Origin of the sequence: Billgrantia montanilacus, from assembly GCF_003336675.1 — a bacterium.
Lineage (GTDB): Bacteria > Pseudomonadota > Gammaproteobacteria > Pseudomonadales > Halomonadaceae > Halomonas > Halomonas montanilacus.
This window is the reverse complement of sequence record NZ_QPII01000010.1, coordinates 37,472-56,811: the sequence shown is the minus strand read 5'-3', so window position 1 is coordinate 56,811 and position 19,340 is coordinate 37,472. Positions and strand designations below refer to the sequence as shown.

Below are 19,340 nucleotides of genomic sequence, written 5' to 3'. Positions count from 1 at the left end.
CTGAGGCAACCATTATGACAACGACCAATATCGATCACTATATCGACGGCCAGCGTGTCGCGGCCGAGGCCACCCAGCGCCAGGCGGTGACCAACCCCGCCAGCGGCCAGGCGACCGGTCAGGTGGCCCTGGCCGGTTCGGCCGACGTCGACCGCGCCGTGGCAGCGGCGAAGGCTGCCTTCCCGGCCTGGGCCGATACCCCACCGATTCGTCGTGCCCGGGTGATGTTTCGTTTCCTGGAGCTGCTCAACGCCCACAAGGATGAGCTGGCCCAGGCCATTACCGCCGAGCACGGCAAGGTATTCACCGACGCCCAGGGCGAGGTGGCACGCGGCATCGATATCGTCGAATTTGCCTGCGGCATCCCGCAGCTGCTCAAGGGCGATTACACCGAGCAGGTCAGCACCGGCATCGACAACTGGACCATGCGCCAACCGCTGGGCGTGGTGGCGGGCATTACCCCGTTCAACTTCCCGGTGATGGTGCCGATGTGGATGTTTCCGCTGGCCATCGCCGCCGGCAACACCTTCATCCTCAAGCCGAGCCCGCTCGATCCCAGCCCCTCGCTGTTGATCGCCGACCTTCTCAAGCAGGCGGGGCTCCCCGATGGCGTGTTCAACGTGGTCCAGGGCGACAAGGCCTCCGTCGAGGCGCTGATCGAACACCCGGACGTCAAGGCGCTCTCCTTCGTCGGCTCCACCCCCATCGCCAACCTGATCTACGAGCGCGGTGCGCATCACGGCAAGCGCGTCCAGGCCCTGGGCGGGGCCAAGAACCACATGGTGGTGATGCCCGATGCCGACCTGGACAAGGCCGTCGACGCCTTGATCGGTGCCGCCTACGGCAGCGCCGGCGAGCGCTGCATGGCGATCAGCGTGGCGGTGCTGGTGGGCGACGTGGCCGATCAGATCGTGCCGCGCCTGGCCGAGCGCGCCCGTGCGCTCAAGGTCAAGAACGGCCTCGAACTTGACGCCGAGATGGGCCCCATCGTTACCGCGGCGGCCCACCAGCGCATCACCGGCTATATCGACAAGGGCGTGGAAGAGGGCGCCGAGCTGGTGGTCGACGGTCGCGACATCGACGCCGCCGCCACCGGCGAGGGCTGCGCCGAGGGCTTCTGGATGGGCGGCTCGCTGTTCGATCACGTCACCCCTGAGATGACCATCTACCGCGAGGAGATCTTCGGCCCGGTGCTGGCCTGCGTGCGGGTGCCCGATATCGCCACGGCGATCCAGTTGATCAACGACCACGAGTTCGGCAACGGCGTGAGCTGCTTCACCGAAAGCGGCAGCGTGGCGCGCGAATTCGGTCGCCGCATCCAGGTGGGCATGGTGGGTATCAACGTACCGATCCCGGTACCCATGGCCTGGCACGGCTTCGGCGGCTGGAAGCGCTCCATGTTCGGCGATACCCACGCCTACGGCGAAGAGGGCGTGCGCTTCTACACCAAGCAGAAGTCGATCATGCAGCGCTGGTCGGACTCGATCAACGCCGGCGCCGAGTTCGCCATGCCGACACACAAGTAGCTTTGGCGAGGTAAGTACGAGTGCCAGTGCCTCTAGCGAGAGGCGCCGGGAACAGGCTGTAGAGGGGGTCCGATGCCATGGATGGCATCGGTAGCGCCCAGGGATGGGTTCACAGCGCCCCCTCGGAAGCCTGTTGCCGGGATAGCCTCGAGCGATATCGCCAAGGGGAACGAAAAAAAGCGATCTGGCCGCCGCAACGCGGCTGCCCGGAGAGAACACGCCATGGCAGAGCAAGAGTTCGACTATATCGTGGTGGGCGCCGGTACCGCCGGCTGCCTGCTGGCCAACCGCCTGAGTGCAGACCCGAATAACCGGGTGCTGCTGATCGAGGCCGGGGGGCGCGACAACTACCACTGGATCCACGTGCCGGTGGGCTACCTCTACTGCATCAACAACCCGCGTACCGACTGGTGCTTTCGCACCGAGCCGGACAAGGGGCTGAACGGGCGCTCTCTGATCTACCCCCGGGGCAAGACCCTGGGCGGCTGTTCCAGCATCAATGGCATGCTCTACATCCGCGGCCAGGCCCGTGACTACGACGGCTGGGCCGAAGCCAGCGGCGACGACGCCTGGCGCTGGGAGAACTGCCTGCCGGACTTCATGAAGCACGAGCATCACCATCGCCTCGACGACGGCGGCGATGCGGACGCAGCACACCGCGACTACCACGGCCACGGCGGCGAATGGCGAGTGGAGAAGCAGCGCCTCAAGTGGCAGGTGCTGGACGACTTTGCCGAGGCGGCGGTGCAGGCCGGCATCCCCCGTACCCGCGACTTCAACCGCGGCGACAACGAGGGGGTCGACTACTTCGAGGTCAATCAGCGCAGCGGCTGGCGCTGGAACGCGGCCAAGGCCTTCCTGCGGCCAACGTGCGCGAAGCGCGATAACTTCACCCTCTGGCACTCCGCCCAGGTGCACCGGCTGTTGTTCGAGAGTGGCAGCGAGGGGAAGCCTCGTGCTACCGGCGTCGAGCTCGAGCGCGACGGCGTCATCAGCCAGGTAAAGGCTACCCGTGAAGTGATCCTGGCCGCCGGCGCCATCGGCTCGCCGCAGCTGCTGCAGCTCTCGGGTATCGGGCCGGCTTCGCTGCTGGCCGAGCACGATATTCCCCTGGTGCATGAACTGCCCGGCGTGGGGGAGAACCTGCAGGACCACCTTCAGATCCGCTCTGTCTACAAGGTCACGGGGGCCAAGACGCTCAATACCCTGGCCGCCTCCTGGCTGGGCAAGGCAAAGATCGGCATGGAGTATGTGCTCAAGCGTACCGGCCCCATGAGCATGGCGCCTTCCCAGCTCTGCGCCTTCACCCGCAGCAGCGAGGCGTACGAGCACCCCAATATCGAATACCACGTCCAGCCGCTGAGCCTGGAGGCCTTCGGCCAACCGTTGCACGACTATCCGGCGATCACCGCCAGCGTGTGCAACCTCAACCCCACCAGTCGCGGCAGCGTGCGCATCAAGAGCCGCGACCCGCGTGAAGCCCCGGCCATCGCGCCGAACTACCTGAGCACCGAGGAGGATCGCAAGGTGGCCGCGGACTCGCTGCGGGTCACCCGACGCATCGCCGAGCAGCCGGCCTTCGCCAGGTACCATCCCGAGGAGGTAAAGCCGGGGCTGGAATACCAGACCGACGAGGAACTGGCGAGGCTGGCCGGCGATATCGGCACGACCATCTTCCATCCGGTGGGCACGGCGAAGATGGGGCGGGCAGACGACCCCATGGCGGTGGTGGACCCGCGCCTGCGCGTTCACGGTGTCCAGGGACTGCGGGTGGTGGATGCCAGCATCATGCCGACCATCACCAGCGGCAACACCAATTCACCGACCCTGATGATCGCCGAGAAGGCGGCGGGTTGGATCCTGGCGGAGCGGCACTAGGGCCGCTCCGCCGGCCTCTGGGGCGATCCGCCAGACAGGCGTCGTCTTTCACCGCTTTTCCTGCTTTCGATGAAATAGTGTTTGACGCGGACCTGCCAATGGCGCATTCTTGGCGCCAGTTGGTTAGTAAGTGGAACATCGCAAGTGGTCATCGAAGGCTCATGGCGTCGATCTCCCGGTGAAAGTTTCTTGTCTTACCCAGCATAACTCGGGTATTTCCCGGCAACATCAAACGCTATTCGAGGAATTCGATAATGGCTACTGGTACAGTTAAGTGGTTCAACGACACTAAAGGCTTTGGCTTCATTTCTCCGGACGAAGGCGGCGACGACCTGTTCGCACACTTCTCCGAGATCCAGGTTGACGGCTTCAAGACCCTGCAAGACGGCCAGAAGGTTTCCTTCGACGTCACCCAGGGCAAGAAAGGCCTCCAGGCTTCCAACATCAAGTCTGTCGATTAATCGACTGATCTGATGGGCGCTACCGTCAGGTAGCGTAGGAAAGGGCTCGCTTCGGCGGGCCCTTTTCGTTTGCGTCTTTTGCAAAATTAGCATTTGACGTGTGCTGGCATAAGGCCCAAGCTATCGCCAGTTGGTAGCAAGACGAACATCGCAAGTGGTCATCGAAGGCTCATGGCATCGATTTCCCGGTGAAAAGTTTCTTGTCTTACCCACTGCAACTCGGGTATTTCCCGGTAAATCAAAACGCTATTCGAGGAATTCGACAATGGCTACTGGTACTGTCAAGTGGTTCAACGACACCAAGGGCTTCGGCTTCATCTCTCCGGACGACAGCGGCGACGACCTGTTTGCTCACTTCTCCGAGATTCAGGCTGACGGCTTCAAGACCCTGCAAGACGGCCAGAAGGTCTCCTTCGACGTCACCCAGGGCAAGAAAGGCCTCCAGGCTTCCAACATCAAGGTCGTCGACTGAGTCTTGACCGACCCGGTTTGATCTGATGTGCGCTGCCCGCAGGCAGCGCTGAGCAGGGCCCGCGAAAGCGGGCCCTGCTTTTTGATAGGGCTTTTGAATAGTGCTTTTGGCTAGTGCGTTCCAATCTTCATATTCTATTATCGAATAGACAAATCTCCACAAATATCTTTATGGAATAAGCGTCGTTAGGCACAATGAGGTCTTTATTTCCGACGGAATCACCCAATGCCCTTCGACGCCTGGATCGCACTCAGTGTTGTCATCGCGGTCTTCCCGCTGATGGCCTTCACGCGGATCGGGCCTGACATGGTGCTGCTCGGCGCCCTGATTCTGTTGCTGACGCTGGGTGTCATCGATAGCGGCGAGGCACTGGCCGGCTTTTCCAACAGCGGCCTGTTCACCGTGGCCTTCCTCTATGTGCTGGTGACGAGCATTCGCGATACCGGCGGCATCGACCTGATCATTCGCTTCGTGCTGGGGCGCCCACGCACCCAGGCGGGTGCCCGGGCGCGATTGCTGCTGCCGGTCGCCGCCCTCAGCGGCTTTCTCAACAACACCCCGGTGGTCGCCACCTATATCCCAGCGGTACTCAGCTGGAGCCGGCGGCTTCAGATCCCCTCGCACCGGCTGCTGATGCCGCTCAGCTTTGCGTCGATCCTGGGCGGTACCATCACCCTGTTCGGTACCAGTACCAATCTGGTGGTGCACGGCCTGCTGGTAGAGCGCTACCCGACTCTCGCCATGGGCGTGTTCGATATCGCCCTGGTGGGTGTGCCGGTCGCCGTGGTCGGCCTGGCCTATCTGCTCTTCATCGGACACCGGCTGCTGCCCCAGCGGCGCGACGCGGCCCAGGCCTTCGAGAATCCCCGGGAATATACCATCGAGATGGAAGTGGACCCCGGCGGCCCCCTGGTGGACAAGACGGTGGAGGAGGCAGGGCTGCGGCACTTGCAGGAGCTTTTCCTGGTGGAGATCGAGCGCGACGGCAATATCGTCAGCGTGGTGGGGCCGGGCGAGCGGCTCAAGGCCGGCGACCGGCTGGTCTTCGCCGGCACCTCGGCGGCGGCGGTGGAATTGCAGCAGATTCGCGGGCTGGTGCCGTCGCACCATGACGGGTCGAGCCTGGAGAAGGACTTCAAGGAGCGGCGGCTGGTGGAGGCGGTGGTCTCCGATCAGTGCCAGTTCGTGGGCCAGCGTATTCGCGACGGGCATTTTCGCACGCTCTATGGGGCGGCGGTGCTGGCCGTATGCCGCGGCGGCGAGCGGGTTGCCGGCAACCTGGGGCAGGTGCGCCTGCAGCCCTCCGACGTCCTGCTGCTGGAGGCGCGCCCCCCCTTCATCGAACGCCACCGGCAGTCCCGCGACTTCCTGTTGATCAGCCAGCTCAATGGCGCGGCGCGCCCGATACACGAGAAAGCCTGGCTGGCCTGGAGCATCCTGCTGGGGGTGGTGGGGCTTGCCACCTTCGGCGTGATGAGCATGATGAACGCCGCCATGCTGGGTGCCCTGCTGGTGCTGGTCACCGGTTGCTGCACGGTGGGAGCGGCCAAGCGGGGCCTGGACACTCAGGTACTGCTGACCATCGCCGCCTCCTTCGGCCTGGGGGCGGCGCTGGAGAGCTCAGGTGCCGCCGGCACGCTGGCAGGGATGGCACTGGAGCTCGCCGGCGGCAATCCCTGGCTGCTGCTGCTCGGCACCTACGTGCTGGTGGCGCTGCTTACCGAGCTGGTGACCAACAACGCTGCGGCGGTCATCGTCTTTCCCGTAGTCATGGCCAGTGCCGAAAGCCTGGGGGTGAGCCCCATGCCCTACGTGGTGGCGGTCATGTTCGCCGCTTCGGCGAGCTTCCTCACCCCCATCGGCTACCAGACAAACCTGATGGTCTACGGACCCGGTGGCTACCGTTTCGGCGATTACCTGCGCGTGGGCGGGCTGCTAAACCTGCTGGTGGCCGTCACGGCGCTGACGCTGATCCCCCTGTTCTGGGCCTTTTGAGCGGGCCCTTTTGAGCGGTGCTTGCTCGCGGTGAACCCGGCTTTGCGTTAGGGTGTCGCTTTTCGCCCATTCCTTAGATCGGAACCAAGCTCATGAGTAGCCACGATGAACTGATCATCGAGCCGAAGAGCGGCAAGCCCGCCGATGCCTGCGTCTTCATCCTTCACGGCCTGGGCGCCGACGGCCGCGACTTCGAGCCGCTGGTCCCGGCCTTGCCGCTGCCGGCCGATGCCAACGTCCGCTTTATCCTGCCCCATGCGCCGCGTCTTCCGGTGACCATCAACGGTGGCATGGTGATGCCGGCCTGGTACGACATCCTGGAGATGAGTCTCGATCGCCGCGTCGACGAAAAGCAGCTGGTGGCCTCCGCCGAGCGCATTCAGGAGTTGATCAGGGAGCAGATCGACCTCGGCATCGAGAGCCGGCGGATCATCCTTGCCGGCTTCTCCCAGGGTGGCGCGGTGGCCTATCACGCGGCGCTCTCGTTCCCCGAGCCATTGGGCGGCCTGCTGGCACTCTCCACCTATTTCGCCACCGCCGACAGCGTCCCCCTGGCCGAGGCCAACCGTGACCTGCCGGCCGAAGTACACCACGGCTCCTTCGATCCGGTGGTGCCGGAGCAACTGGGCAAGGCGGGCTACGAGAAGCTGCTCTCGCTGGGTCACCCGGCGAACTATCGCAGTTATCCCATGGCCCATGCGGTCTGTCCCCAGCAGATTGGCGATATCGGCAAGTGGCTGAGCCAGCGGCTGGCTCGCTAGGCATGCGCAGGACAGGAATCCCATGAAAGCGCTTGCGCCGGATTTCGCCCTGCACGCCTGTTTTCGCAGCAGTCGGCCCAACTTCCTGGTGCTGGCGCCGCTGTGCGCCGGCCTGGCGGTATCCGCCGCCTGGTACGACGGCCATTCGCCGGCGGGGCTCGATATCCTGCTGGTCATGATCGCGGCGCTGCTGGCCCATGCCGCTGTCAATCTGTTCAACGAGCATCACGACTACCGTAGCGGGCTGGACAGCCTCACCACTCGGACGCCGTTTTCGGGGGGAAGCGGCTCGCTGCCGGAGAACCCCGCGGCCGCCGGTGCCGTGCGGGTGGCGGCCTGGGCCTGCCTGTCCGGCGTAGTGGCGATCGGCGCCGGTTTCCTGTGGCAGGTGGGAGCGGTGATGCTGGGCTATGGGCTGCTGGGCATGCTGCTGGTCGTCGCCTATACCGGCTGGCTGACCCGGCGGCCCTGGCTCTGCCTGCTGGCGCCCGGGGTGGGCTTCGGCATCCTGATGGTGGCTGGGGCCTACCAGGCGCTCACCGGCACGCTCTCGCACACGGTCCTGGCTTCCTCACTGGTGCCGACGCTGCTGGTCAGTGCACTGCTGCTGGTCAACCAGCTCCCCGATATCGAGCCGGACCGTCGTGTGGGGCGCGACCATCTGGCCATCCGGCTGGGAGTTCGCCGAGGGTCCCGGCTGGCAGCGGCCTTGGTGCTTGCCGGCTTCGGCGTGATTCCGCTGGCCTGGCTCTTGGGCGCGCTGCCCACCGGCGCCTGGCTGATGTGGCTGGCGGCCCCGGTCGCCGTCTGGCTGGCCTGGGGGCTCTGGTGTCTGCCGGCCGAGGTGGAGCGGGGAGAGCTCGCACCGCTGCTGCCGTTGATGGGTCTCAATGTGGCGGTATTGCTCGGAAGCTTGACCCTGCTCAATGCGGGGCTATTGCTGGCCGGCTGAGGGCGGTTTCGTCCAAGGTCTGCCTCGACAGCCATGGCCGGGCTGGGCAAGATGAGCGGATACTTCGGATGCCGTCAGGATTACGTCATGAGCACTTCCCCCTTCGCCAATCTTCCCGACTCCCAGGGCTTTTTCGGCCGCTTCGGCGGCCAGTTCATTCCGCCCGAACTCAAGCGGGTCATGGACGAGATCGATGCCGCCTATGAAGAGATCCGCGTGCGCGAGGATTTCCAGCAGGAGCTTGCCGAGCTATTCTCCGACTACGTCGGCCGTCCCAGCCCGATCTTCCATGCCCGGCGGCTCTCCGAGAAGCTGGGTGGGGCGCAGATCCATCTCAAGCGTGAAGACCTCAACCACACCGGCGCCCACAAGATCAATCACTGCCTGGGCGAGGCCCTGCTGGCCAAGTTCATGGGCAAGACCAAGGTGATCGCCGAGACCGGCGCCGGCCAGCACGGTGTGGCGCTGGCCACGGCCTGTGCCCTGGTGGGGATTCCCTGCGAGATCCACATGGGGCAGGTGGATATCGAGAAGGAACACCCCAACGTCACCAAGATGAAGATCCTCGGCTGCAAGCTGGTACCGGTAACCCGCGGCACGGCGACGCTAAAGGATGCTGTGGACAGCGCCTTCGAGGAGTACCTCAAGGACCCGCAGAACTACATCTATGCCATCGGCTCGGTGGTGGGGCCGCATCCCTTTCCGAAGATGGTGCGGGACTTCCAGTCGGTGATCGGAAGAGAGGCGCGGGAGCAGTTCCTGGCGCGCCACGGCCGGCTTCCCGACCACGTCACCGCCTGCGTCGGTGGCGGTTCCAACGCCATTGGCATGTTCACCGCCTTTCTGGACGATGAGTCCGTGCACCTGGTGGGCGTGGAGCCCGCCGGCGAGGGGCTCGATACCCATCGCCACTCCGCCACCCTGACGCTCGGCAAGCCCGGCGAGATCCACGGCATGGCCTGCTACGTGCTGGAAGACGAGGCGGGCAACCCGATGCCGGTCCACTCCATCGCCTCCGGCCTCGACTATCCCGGCGTCGGGCCGCAGCACAGTCACCTGAAGGAGCTGGGTCGGGTCGACTACGAAACGGCCAGCGACGATGAGTGCCTGGAAGCCTTCCTGACCCTGTCCCGGGTGGAAGGGATCATCCCTGCACTGGAGAGTGCCCATGCCGTCGCCTGGGCGATGCGCGTCGCACCCACGTTGCCGAAGGAGCGGCATATCCTGATCAACCTCTCCGGTCGTGGCGACAAGGACGCCGACTACGTGGCGGAAAAGCTTGGCCTGTAAGCGATAGGCGGGGCGGAATTGGCCCTTCGGGGTTGAGTCAGGCAGGATTAACCCCAAGGTATCACTATTGGATACCTTCGCAATCAAGCACAAGGAGACCGTGACGATGCCCGATTTATCCGAGGATATACGCCTTCCGGTGGCCTGCCCCAAGTGCGGCAGCCACCTCTACCGTGTGTCAGAGGTTCATAACCCTGACGACAAGGTATTCTGTGCTTCCTGCAAGTACCACCTGTGCTCCTATGCTGAGGCCGCCGAAATGCTCAAGGAGGGCCCAAGCAGTAAGACCGAGGCTTTGATCGAGAAGGTCGTCAACCGCCACGGCAAATAAGGCGTTGCGCCGCCCATGTCGTCGCTTTTCGATGTGTTGCCGGCAACGCTTCCGGTGTTGCTGGCAGTCTTGGTCCTGCTGGACCGCCGCCTGCTTCGCGCCTGTTCGCTATTCGTGCTGTTTGCCCTCACCGTGGCGCTGACCTGGTGGAGGCTGGGCTTCATCTGGCTGGCGCTGCTGGAAACCCTGTTGGGGGCCGTCCTGACCGGCGCCTTCCTGTTCCATGCCTTGGGTATCAGCCCCGCCAGGGGAGCATCACCGGCTCGACCGAGTCATGGCCAGGACCCCGTGCCGCTGATCTGGCGCCGGACGCTTATTCACCTGATACCCGTTCTCGCCCTTATGGGCATGCTCGCGGCCGCCCTGGCCAGCCTGCCGGCCAGTGACAGTAGCCCGGCGGTGCGCTGGAGCGGGTTGGTGCTGGTTGGCCTGGGGCTATGGGCCTTTGCCCTGCATACCCATCTTCTGCGCCGGCTGCTGGCGTTCAATATCACCGGCACCGGTATCTTCCTGCTGCTCATGACGCTGGTGGGTGAAACGACCACAGCCGCAGGCCAGGGGCTGGTGATAACCGGCCTGGCCGTGGCTTTGCTCGGCACGGCACTGGGTGCGTTGTTGATTCGCCGCCTCGATGCCCTGGCGCCGAGCCAGCAGCCGTCCCCGGTCAACGGCAGGCAGGTCTCATGATCGAGCGCCTGGGCCTGGTAACGACCCAGCTACCAACGACGGGCAGCAGCATGATGACGCTGCTGGTCGTCCTGCTACCGCTGCTGCTGGGTATGTTGGGCGGTGCATGGCGACCCTGGCGGGGGTGGCCTGGCCTCGTGGTGGCGCTGCTCTCCTTGCTGGCACTGGTGTGGTTGACGCAGCAGATCGCCACCCATGGTACCCAGGCCTGGGTGCTGGATCTCGGCACTCTGACGCTGCACTGGCGTGCCAATGGCCTGACGCTGCTGTTGCTGCTGCTCACGCAATTACTGGTGCTGGCCAGCGCCGCCTACGCTCCCGCCTATCTGTGCGACGCGGTGCAGGCCCGGGGCAGGGGGCCGGCCTGGCTGTGGCCGTTGATGGGGCTGCTGGCGACGAGCCTGTCGCTGATCTGGCTGGCCGCCGACCTGTTGTCGCTCTACATTGGCCTGGAGTTGATGGGCCTGACGGCGGTCGGTCTGATGCTGCTGCCGGGGCGAGAGGAGGCCTTGGCGGCGGGCATGCGCTATCTGCTGCTGGCACTGATCGGCTCGCTGGCCTTCCTGCTGGGCGTGGCGCTGCTGCTGGGGGGCTGGGGGCGCCTGGATCTGGCTGGGCTGGCCGAGGCGGTCGAGCCGGGTCCGCTGCTGTGGGTAGCCATGGCGTTGCTGAGCGCCGGGCTGCTGCTGAAGGCGGCGGCCTTTCCCCTGCATGCCTGGCTGGCGCCGGTGCATGGCTCGGCCTGGACGCCGGTCAGCGCGCTGCATGCGGCCCTGGTGATCAAGGCCTCGTTCTTCATTGCCCTGCAGCTGTGGCTGGTACTCGCACCTCGGGCGGCCATGGCGGCCTGGCTGGTTGGTGGCATGGGCGCGGCGGCGGTGGTATGGGGCGGGCTATTGGCCTGGCGCGCCGACAAGCTCAAGGACGTGGTGGCCTGGTCCACGGTGTCGCAGCTGGGCTACCTGCTGATCGCCTTCCCGCTGCTCATCGGTACGTCGCAGGCGGTAGTCAGCATCGCCTGGGGCGGGGTCTGGCTACAGCTGTTGGCCCACAGCCTGGCCAAGGCCGCCATGTTCCTGGCCGTCGGCAACCTGATGCTGGCCACCGGGGAGTCGCGGGTGTCGGGCCTGGCTGGCGCCAGCCGGCGCTTTCCGCTTTCGCTGCTCAGCTTCGGTATCGCCGCCATCAGCCTGGTTGGCCTGCCACCCAGCGCCGGCTTCACGGCCAAATGGCTGCTGCTGCATGCGTCACTGGCTGCCGGGCAGTGGCCCTGGCTGGTGGTGCTGGCGCTGGGAACCCTGCTCAGTGCCGCCTATATGTTTCGCGTGTTCCGCTACTCCTTCGTCGAGGACGTGGAACTGCAGGACTACCGGCCGGTTCCCCTGAGGATGGATCTGATCGCCATGGCCCTTGCCCTTGCCTCGCTGCTGCTGGGCCTGACGGCGTCGTGGCCGCTGGCGATTCTGGCAATCGCGGGAGGTGTGCCATGAGCCAGGGATGGTTGCCACTGATCACCCTTGCCACCTCGTTGCTGGTGGCACCGCTGATCCTGCTGCTGCCGGAACGGGCCTGGCGAGCACGGGCGGTGCTCAACCTCTCGGCGGCGCTGCTCAAGCTGCTGCTGGTGGGCCTGATGGTGGTGGGGCTCTATCAGGGGCGAGAGTTCGCGTTCGGCTTCACCGTGGTACCGGGGGTCGAGTTCCTGCTCAGGGTCGATGCGCTGGGGATGATGTTTGCCGGCCTGTCGTCGTTGCTGTGGCTGGCCACGACGGTCTACGCCATCGGCTACCTGGAAGACTCCCCCAACCGCAAGCGCTTCTTCGCCTTCTTCAGCCTCTGCGTGGCAAGCACCACCGGCATCGCACTGGCCGGCAACTTCTTCACCTTCCTGCTGTTCTATGAACTGCTGACGCTCTCCACCTATCCGCTCGTCGTGCACCGGGGGCACTCGGCGGCATTGGCTGCCGGTACCGTTTATCTGCGCTACACCCTCTCCGGGGGGCTGGTGCTGCTGCTCGGGGTCGTGGCGCTGCATGCACTGGTGGGGGACGTCACCTTCGGCGAGCGCGAGATGCTGCGCGACCTGGGCCCGGAATACCACTCGCTGTTGATCGGCCTGTTCCTGGTGCTGCTGCTGGGACTTGGCGTGAAGGCCGCCCTGGTGCCGCTGCATGGCTGGTTGCCTCGGGCCATGGTGGCGCCGGCGCCGGTCAGCGCCTTGTTGCATGCGGTGGCGGTGGTCAAGGCGGGCGCCTTCGGCATCGTACGCCTGGTCTATGACGTCTACGGCATCCAGCTGACCTTCGAGCTGGGCCTGCTGACGCTGCTGACGGCGCTGTCAGTCTTCACCATTCTCTATGCCTCGCTGCGTGCCCTGGCCCAGCAGGAGCTGAAGCCGCGGCTGGCCTACTCCACCATCAGCCAGGTCTCCTATATCGTGCTCGGCATCAGCCTGTTCGGCCCCTTCGGCACCATTGCCGGGCTGGCCCACATCATGCATCAGGGCCTGATGAAGGTGACGTTGTTCTATTGTGCGGGCAACTATGCCGAGGAGCTCGGGATTCACCGCATCGACGAAATGAACGGGGCAGGGCGGCGCATGCCGTTGACAAGCCTGGCCTTCACCGTCGGCGCGCTGGGAATGATCGGCCTGCCGCCGGTGGCCGGTTTCATCAGCAAGTGGTACCTGGGGGTAGGGGCAGTCCAGGCCGGCATGCCTTGGGTCATTGGCGTGCTGGTGGCCAGCAGCCTGCTCAATGCGGCCTACTTCCTGCCGATCCTGCACCGGCTGTGGTTTCGAGCCGGGCCAGAACACGGCAAGGGGCAGTGGCCCGAGGAGCGCCGACTGGGGCGCTTCGAGACCAGCGGCTGGCTGCTGTGGCCGACCCTGGCCACGGCGGTGTTCAGCCTGCTGGCAGGGCTGCTGGCCGGGGTTCCCTTCAGTCCGCTGGATCTGGCAACGCTGGTGGCCACGGAGGAGTATCTGCCATGACGGCGACGCTGCTGCTGATACTGACCCTGCTCTGGCCCCTGCTGCTGATGTTGCGTAGTCCGCTGCGGGTGCTGATGGAGCAGGATGCGCTGTGGCGCCCAGGCCCCCGGCCGAAGCTGCTGGATGCCTGGTGGGCTTCGGCCCCGCTGCCCGCATTGGCGCTGGCACTGTGGCCCGGGGAGACGACCCTGGTGCTGGATGGGTGGCTATTGGGCGGTGTATGGCAGCTCGACGAGGCCCGCCGGCCCTGGCTGCTGTTCAGCGCCCTGCTGTGGGGGCTGGCCGGTGTCTATGCCCGGGGCTACCTGGTTGCCGAGCAGCAGGCCGCCGAAGCGGGAGATGGCGGTACCTTTCTGCGCCTGGCGGGGCTGACCCTGCTCTGGCCGCTGACGCTTGCCGGCAATCTGCTGCTGCTGCTCGCCGAGGACATTCCCAGCTTCTACCTGGGCTTCGCGGTGATGACCTTCGCCGCCTATGGCCTGGTGGTTCACGCCGACAACCGCGACGCCCATCTCGGTGGGCGGGCCTACCTGATCATGGCCCTGTTCGGCGAGGCGCTGATCCTCGGTGGGCTGTTGTGGGCGGCGGGCAGCGCCGACGTGCTGACTCTAGCCGCGCTGCGCGACGGGATCGCCGAAGCCGAGCAGGGTGCATGGATGGCGGCCATCTTGTGGCTTGGTTTCGGCGTCAAGGCCGGGGTGGTGGGATTGCACGTCTGGCTGCCGCTGGCCCATCCGGTGGCCCCGACGCCAGCCAGTGCGGTACTCAGCGGGGTCATGATCAAGGCCGGCCTTGTAGGATGGCTCAGCGTGCTGCCGCTGGGCGACCCGGCTGCCGGGCTCGAGCCCCTGGGGCGGCTGGTGATTGCACTGGGGCTGGTGAGTGCACTGGCTGCGGCGCTGTTCGGTATTACCCAGCGCCATCCCAAGGCGGTGCTGGCCTACTCCAGCGTCAGCCAGATGGGCATGCTCACCGCCCTGGTGGGCACCGGCCTGAGCGATCCGGCGCTATGGCCGGCGATGTCGGTGGCGGTGGTGCTGTTCGCCGCTCACCACGGCATGACCAAGGGGGCGCTGTTCCTGGGTGTCGGCATCAGCGAACACCCGCCGAGGCTGCCGGCCTGGCTACTATGGCCGCTGCTGATTCTGCCGGCAGTGTCGCTGACGGGCGCGCTGGCGTCCGGCCTGGCCAGCAAGTGGGCGTTCAAGAACGTGCTCTACGAGGGCGGTCACGAGACCCTGGTAACCTGGTTGAGCCTGGCCGCCGTGGGTACCACGCTGCTGGTGGCCCGGGCTCTGTGGCGACAGTGGCGTGAGCGGGGCCACCATGCCATACCCTTGCTCGGAACCATGCCGCTGGCCTGGCTATTTGCGATCGTGGCCGCCACCAGTTTGCCACTCTGGCTACCCGTTGCCGGAGGCGTCGTCGACTCCCCGTGGCCACCGCCCGATGAGCTGCCCGGCCTGATGTGGCCGGTGGGGGTTGGCCTGGTGCTGGCCTGCGTGGGTCTTTGGCTGGCGGCTATCACCCGGCGTCGGATCACCTGGCGGCTGATGTCGGGCGACCTCTGGTGGCTCTATGCGATGCTGGCCCGGCGCCTGGGTGCCGGCCTGCAGGAGGGTGCCGAGCGCATTGGTGCACGCGGCTCCCGCCTGCGAGGCAGGCTGGTAGCGGCTGAGAGAGAGGGGATGGCGTGGATCGATGGGCTGCCCCGCTATGAGCGACGCTTCCGGCAGCTGGCCGTGCCGCTGATGATCGGGGTTGCGGTGTTGCTGTTGCTGGGGTTCTGGCTGGGTTAGGCGATGCCCAAGCCCAGCCAGTCGGATCTTGCTACAGCAGTTCCTCCCCAGCGAGCGCCAGGCGCGAGCGTTCCACGCTTCTCAGGGTGACATGGCTGGCATGGGCCCAGTTGCTGAAGCGCTGGACCACGGCCGCCATGCCGCAGGTGTTGGCGGTGAGATAGGGCGTGTCGATCTGGCCGACGTTACCCAGGCAAACGATCTTGGTGTTGCGCCCTGCGCGTGTCACCAGGGCCTTGAGCTGCTTTGGGGTGAAGTTCTGCGCCTCGTCGATGATAAGGAAGGTATCGTTGAGCGTGCGGCCGCGCATGAATCCCGGTGCGCGGATCTGCACGCGTGAGCCGATCAGCGTGCGGGTGGCATCCTGGCTCCAACTGGTGCTGCCGTCGTGCTCGTCGCGTAGCAGGTTGTCCATGTTGTCGTGGAAGGCGCCCATCCAGGGCGACATCTTCTCCTCCTCGGTGCCTGGTAGAAAGCCGATGTCCTCGCTCATCGTGATGGGTGCCCGGGTGAAGACGATGCGCTCGAAGCGCTTGGCGTCCAGGGTCTGCTGGAAGGCCGCCGCCAGGGTCATGTAGGTCTTGCCGGTACCGGCGCTGCCGGCGATGGTCACCAGGTCGATGTCGTCGTCCATCAACAGATTGAGGGCGAAGTTCTGGCGGCTGTCGTGGGCATGAACCCCCCAGACGCCCGCCTTGTGTCGATAGTTGGTGAGCAGCTGCAGCCGGGCATGGTTGGGGCCCAGTTCACGGACGATGGCCTCGAAGCTGGCGCCGTTCTCGCTGTCCGATACCAACATGCCCAGGTGCCAGTCGGCGGGCATGCGCCCCTCCAGGCGGTAGAAGGTGTGGTGGTCGACACGCTCCACCGTGACATCTACCTCGAGCTGGTCCCAGGGGCCGTTGTCGCCGGCCTCCGAGTCGGGGTAAATGCGTACGCCGTCGAGCATGGCGTCGCTGTCGCTGAAGGCGCGGTCGGTCAGGTAGTCCTCCACCGGCACCCGCAGGGCGGCGGCCTTGACCCGGAGGTTGATGTCCTTGGAAACCAGGATGACCGAGGCGTCGGGGCGTTCGTCGCGCAGCCGACAGGTCTCCGCCAGCAGCCGGTTGTCGGGGCTCTCTTCCAGATGTTCGAGGGATTTCAGCTCGGGGTAGCAGAGAAACCGCAGCCGCCCCATCGGGGTGCCACCGGCGCGGGGAATGGGAATGCCTTGCTGGATTTCGTCGAAGGAGACCTGATTGGTCAGGTCGGAGAGGGTACGACTGACCTGGCGGGCGGTGCGAGCGATCTCGCGCAGGCCGTTCTTGTGCTTGTCGAGTTCCTCGAGCACGGTCATGGGGATGACCACTTCGTGTTCCTCGAACTGATACAGGGCAGCGGGATCGTGGATCAGGACATTGGTGTCCAGCACATAGAGCCGCTTGGCTTTCTTGTCGAGTCGAACCATCGGGCAACGCTCCTGGGTAGAGGGCACCTCCGGCACCGGCCCGCTTGCCTTCCCGTCGCCTGACAGTCCGGCACACCGCTGGCCAGTGCCACTACGAAAGGCTGGTTCCTCCTCTTCAACCGTCTTTCAGACGTTTGACTCTAGCATGACGCCTTCGTCCCCGGCCTGCCATCGAAAGGCTTCAACGATCTGTCCTGTTTTACCAGAGCCGAATCCAGGGCGTGTGGTAATTAGCGTTGATAGCCGGCGTGGTTTGGAGCGCCATATCGGCATATTATTGAATGATTGTTGAACCGTGCCAATCCCGCGGTAAACATCGCGCGTTCGCACAAGAAAACAGAATAACGTAGGGAGAAGCGAATGGACCCAGCTCTCGTAGTCTTGTTGGTGGCCGGCGCGGCGCTGTTGCTGGCCATGGTCTGCGGGGTGATGTACTTCTCGGGACGCGCCAGGCGCAGTGCCACTCCACCAGCGGTCCCACCGGTAGCGCCGCCGGCCAAGCCGGCTGCTCCTGCCCCTGTCGAGCCTGAAAGCCCGGCTCGGGACGCCGCCGCTCAGCCGGTGGAGGCACCACCGCCCCCCACCCATCGCTTCCAGGCGGTATCGGGCAACGACATCAAGCAGTGCCTGTTCGTGGTACTCGACTGGCCGGGGCTCGACACCAATCGACGCCTCGCCAAGCTGTTCCGGGAGGTGAATGCCCACTACGACGACAAGCTCGGTGTCTACGTGATGCGTGACACCCAGGCCGGCTACAAGCTCACCATCGCCAACTCCTCACCTCCCGGCACATTGCCGCCGATCCATGAAGGTGACGACCAGCCCATCGTCAAGGGCGTATCGATCCTCATCCATTTCATCAACAAACGCAGCGTGGCGCGCAACCCCGAGACGCTGATCCGCATCACCCAGTCCATCGTTGCCATCGGCGGCCATATCCTCGACGCCGATCGTAACGAAGTCAGCCAAGAGGAGTTCGAACGATTGAGGCAGCACGCCCAGAACGTATAGTCCGAGACCGGAAAGGCGTGTATTCCCAGCAAGGAAAACGATATGGACCTGACGACGCTATTGTTGTTCATACCGGCCTGCTTTGCGCTCAACCTCGCACCAGGGCCCAACAATCTGCTCTCCATGAGCAATGCCAAGCGCTACGGCGTCAATGTTGCCTGTTTGGCAGGTATCGGCCGCTTGGCGGCGTTCGTGGCGATGATTGCACTGGCGGCCTCCGGGCTTGCCACGGTGCTGTACGCGTCGGAAAAACTATTCCTTGCCGTCAAGCTCCTGGGAGCCGCCTACCTGTTCTGGCTGGCCTACCAGCTGTGGTTCGCCACACCTGGTGACGGGCGGGAAATCGAGGGTCGCCAGCGCAGTCTTCCGGGCTTGGCTCGCCAGGAGTTTCTGCTGGCGGCGGGCAACCCCAAGGCGATCCTGATCTTCACCGCCTTCCTGCCGCAGTTTGTCGATCCGGCAGGGGATATCGCCTTGCAGTTCACTATCCTCGGCGCACTGTTCCTGCTGCTCGAATGGGTGGCTATTGCCGGCTATGCCTATGTCGGGGCCTTTCTGCGCCAGTGGTTCTCACGCCCCGCCATGCAGCGGCTGTTCAATCGTGGCTGTGCCGCGCTTCTTGGCAGTGCCGGCGTGGGCCTGTTGGTAGCCCGGCGGGAATGAAAAACCAGGCAATACGATTCGGACGCGCGGGTCAGCCCTTGCGGCGCAGCGGGTCGAGTAGCTCACCCAGCCCGTTGTGGTCGATCTCGTGCATCAGGTGCAACAGCCGGCCGATTTCGCCCGGCGGGAAACCCTCGCGGGCGAACCAGTTCAGGTAGGGGCCGGGAAGGTCGGCGATCAGCCAGCCTTCATACTTGCCGAACGGCATCCTCAGTGTAACCAGCGTCTCCAGGTCCTCGGGGTTCACGCTTGTCGCTCCTTTGCCGTTTGCAGTGGACACTCTGACAGCACGATACTCTACGGCGTCGCGCCGTCGCCCGCCAGCCGTCCCGTCGCTTGTGCCGGTAGGTGCCCCGGCTTGGCAAGAGAGTCTCGCTGTAGGAGCGCTGGTTCCCATCGCGACTGGCGCCGTCAGGCGCCTTGGCGGAGGCTGCCAAGGTTCGTGATTATTGCCATCGCAGGCAACACCGCCGGGAGGCTTTCAGCCTCCAGTCGTGAGCTGAAGCTTCCTCCAACAAGATGGTAAATGCCTGCAGTGGCAGGATAAATCAGCTGTTGGAGCGCCGCTCTGCGACTCAGTGATCTCATCATCAACTGCAGAAGTTAAATATCCAGCGGCAAGCGAGTCTCGAACTTGGTGCGCTTACGTGAAATCAGCGTGCGGAACTTGTGCACGTTGTCGCTGGCATCGAGCACGCGGTCGCAGAAGTGATCGTAGCTCTCCATATTGGGCACGCTGACGATCAGCACGAAATCCACCTCGCCAGTGACCTGATAGCACTGGGTGACTTCAGGCGCCGCCTCCACCTGCTTGATGAAGTGGCCATATAACGTCTTGTTGTCGCGTGTCATGGTGACTTCCACCACCATGTGGAGGTTGGCGCCCAGCGTTTCGGGAGCCAGGATCGCCACTTCGCGCTGGATCACGCCTTGCTCCTTAAGGCGGCGAACACGCTTCAGGCATGCCGAGGGTGAAAGCCCGACCCGCTCCGCCAGCGCCTGGTTGGTCAGACTGGCATCGTGCTGCAACTGATCGAGAATCCTCAGGTCGAGTCTGTCCATGTGCAGGAAATTT

At 64.9% G+C, this 19,340-nt stretch carries 18 protein-coding genes; 15 read left to right on the top strand and 3 right to left on the bottom strand.

Annotation, left to right across the window (positions count from 1 at the left end; genetic code table 11):
• Positions 1-14: 14 nt before the first annotated feature.
• The 13 genes from DU505_RS13960 (at position 15) to DU505_RS13900 (ending at position 15,144) form a co-directional block, all read left to right on the top strand.
• Positions 15-1,526, top strand: a complete 1,512-nt coding sequence (locus tag DU505_RS13960) for a CoA-acylating methylmalonate-semialdehyde dehydrogenase (RefSeq protein WP_114479599.1) — start codon at positions 15-17, stop codon at positions 1,524-1,526.
• A 222-nt stretch (positions 1,527-1,748) separates the two neighbouring features.
• Positions 1,749-3,404, top strand: coding sequence for a GMC family oxidoreductase (locus DU505_RS13955; protein WP_114479598.1), 1,656 nt, complete (start codon positions 1,749-1,751; stop codon positions 3,402-3,404).
• A 254-nt stretch (positions 3,405-3,658) separates the two neighbouring features.
• Positions 3,659-3,865: a cold-shock protein gene (locus DU505_RS13950; RefSeq protein WP_043517745.1), complete on the top strand. Its 207-nt coding sequence runs from the start codon at positions 3,659-3,661 to the stop codon at positions 3,863-3,865.
• A 265-nt stretch (positions 3,866-4,130) separates the two neighbouring features.
• Positions 4,131-4,337, top strand: a complete 207-nt coding sequence (locus tag DU505_RS13945) for a cold-shock protein (RefSeq protein WP_043517747.1) — start codon at positions 4,131-4,133, stop codon at positions 4,335-4,337.
• 225 nt (positions 4,338-4,562) lie between these two features.
• Positions 4,563-6,332, top strand: a complete 1,770-nt coding sequence (locus tag DU505_RS13940; protein ID WP_114479597.1) for an SLC13 family permease — start codon at positions 4,563-4,565, stop codon at positions 6,330-6,332.
• Positions 6,333-6,424: 92 nt separating this feature from the next.
• On the top strand, positions 6,425-7,093 hold the full coding sequence (locus DU505_RS13935) for an alpha/beta hydrolase (RefSeq protein ID WP_114479596.1): 669 nt from the start codon (positions 6,425-6,427) through the stop codon (positions 7,091-7,093).
• A 22-nt stretch (positions 7,094-7,115) separates the two neighbouring features.
• Positions 7,116-8,045: a prenyltransferase gene (locus DU505_RS13930; protein WP_114479595.1), complete on the top strand. Its 930-nt coding sequence runs from the start codon at positions 7,116-7,118 to the stop codon at positions 8,043-8,045.
• A gap of 87 nt (positions 8,046-8,132) precedes the next feature.
• The gene (gene trpB / locus DU505_RS13925) at positions 8,133-9,335 is read left to right on the top strand and encodes a tryptophan synthase subunit beta (protein ID WP_114479594.1); all 1,203 of its coding nucleotides are present in this window, start codon (positions 8,133-8,135) and stop codon (positions 9,333-9,335) included.
• Positions 9,336-9,441: 106 nt separating this feature from the next.
• Complete coding sequence (locus DU505_RS13920; RefSeq protein WP_114479682.1) at positions 9,442-9,666, top strand: hypothetical protein; 225 nt, start codon at positions 9,442-9,444, stop codon at positions 9,664-9,666.
• Positions 9,667-9,681: 15 nt separating this feature from the next.
• Positions 9,682-10,353 (top strand): NADH-quinone oxidoreductase subunit K, encoded by a 672-nt coding sequence (locus DU505_RS22745; protein ID WP_220250739.1) that lies wholly within the window; start codon positions 9,682-9,684, stop codon positions 10,351-10,353.
• On the top strand, positions 10,350-11,843 hold the full coding sequence (locus DU505_RS13910; protein ID WP_181872829.1) for a complex I subunit 5 family protein: 1,494 nt from the start codon (positions 10,350-10,352) through the stop codon (positions 11,841-11,843). The genes DU505_RS22745 and DU505_RS13910 overlap by 4 nt, the downstream gene beginning before the upstream one ends.
• Positions 11,840-13,345: a proton-conducting transporter transmembrane domain-containing protein gene (locus tag DU505_RS13905; protein WP_114479593.1), complete on the top strand. Its 1,506-nt coding sequence runs from the start codon at positions 11,840-11,842 to the stop codon at positions 13,343-13,345. Before DU505_RS13910 ends, DU505_RS13905 begins: the two co-directional genes overlap by 4 nt.
• Entirely contained in the window at positions 13,342-15,144 is a 1,803-nt protein-coding gene (locus tag DU505_RS13900; RefSeq protein ID WP_114479592.1) for a complex I subunit 5 family protein, read from the top strand. Before DU505_RS13905 ends, DU505_RS13900 begins: the two co-directional genes overlap by 4 nt.
• A 31-nt stretch (positions 15,145-15,175) precedes the next feature.
• Here DU505_RS13900 and DU505_RS13895 read toward each other — a convergent pair whose 3' ends face one another.
• The gene (locus tag DU505_RS13895) at positions 15,176-16,591 is read right to left on the bottom strand and encodes a PhoH family protein (protein ID WP_114479591.1); all 1,416 of its coding nucleotides are present in this window, start codon (positions 16,589-16,591) and stop codon (positions 15,176-15,178) included.
• 360 nt (positions 16,592-16,951) lie between these two features.
• Between DU505_RS13895 and DU505_RS13890 the strand changes: the two genes are divergently transcribed.
• Both DU505_RS13890 and DU505_RS13885 read left to right on the top strand, forming a co-directional pair.
• Complete coding sequence (locus tag DU505_RS13890) at positions 16,952-17,602, top strand: cell division protein ZipA C-terminal FtsZ-binding domain-containing protein (protein WP_114479590.1); 651 nt, start codon at positions 16,952-16,954, stop codon at positions 17,600-17,602.
• 42 nt (positions 17,603-17,644) lie between these two features.
• On the top strand, positions 17,645-18,265 hold the full coding sequence (locus DU505_RS13885) for a LysE family translocator (protein WP_114479589.1): 621 nt from the start codon (positions 17,645-17,647) through the stop codon (positions 18,263-18,265).
• A 31-nt stretch (positions 18,266-18,296) separates the two neighbouring features.
• On the opposite strand, the gene DU505_RS13880 is transcribed toward DU505_RS13885, so the two are convergent.
• Both DU505_RS13880 and DU505_RS13875 read right to left on the bottom strand, forming a co-directional pair.
• A complete protein-coding gene (locus DU505_RS13880; RefSeq protein WP_114479588.1) occupies positions 18,297-18,512 on the bottom strand; it encodes a DUF3820 family protein in 216 nt (71 codons plus the stop codon).
• A gap of 356 nt (positions 18,513-18,868) precedes the next feature.
• Positions 18,869-19,327 carry an Lrp/AsnC family transcriptional regulator gene (locus DU505_RS13875; protein WP_114479587.1) on the bottom strand — a complete coding sequence of 153 codons (459 nt, stop codon included), beginning with the start codon at positions 19,325-19,327 and terminating at the stop codon, positions 18,869-18,871.
• Between the last annotated feature and the right edge of the window lie 13 nt (positions 19,328-19,340).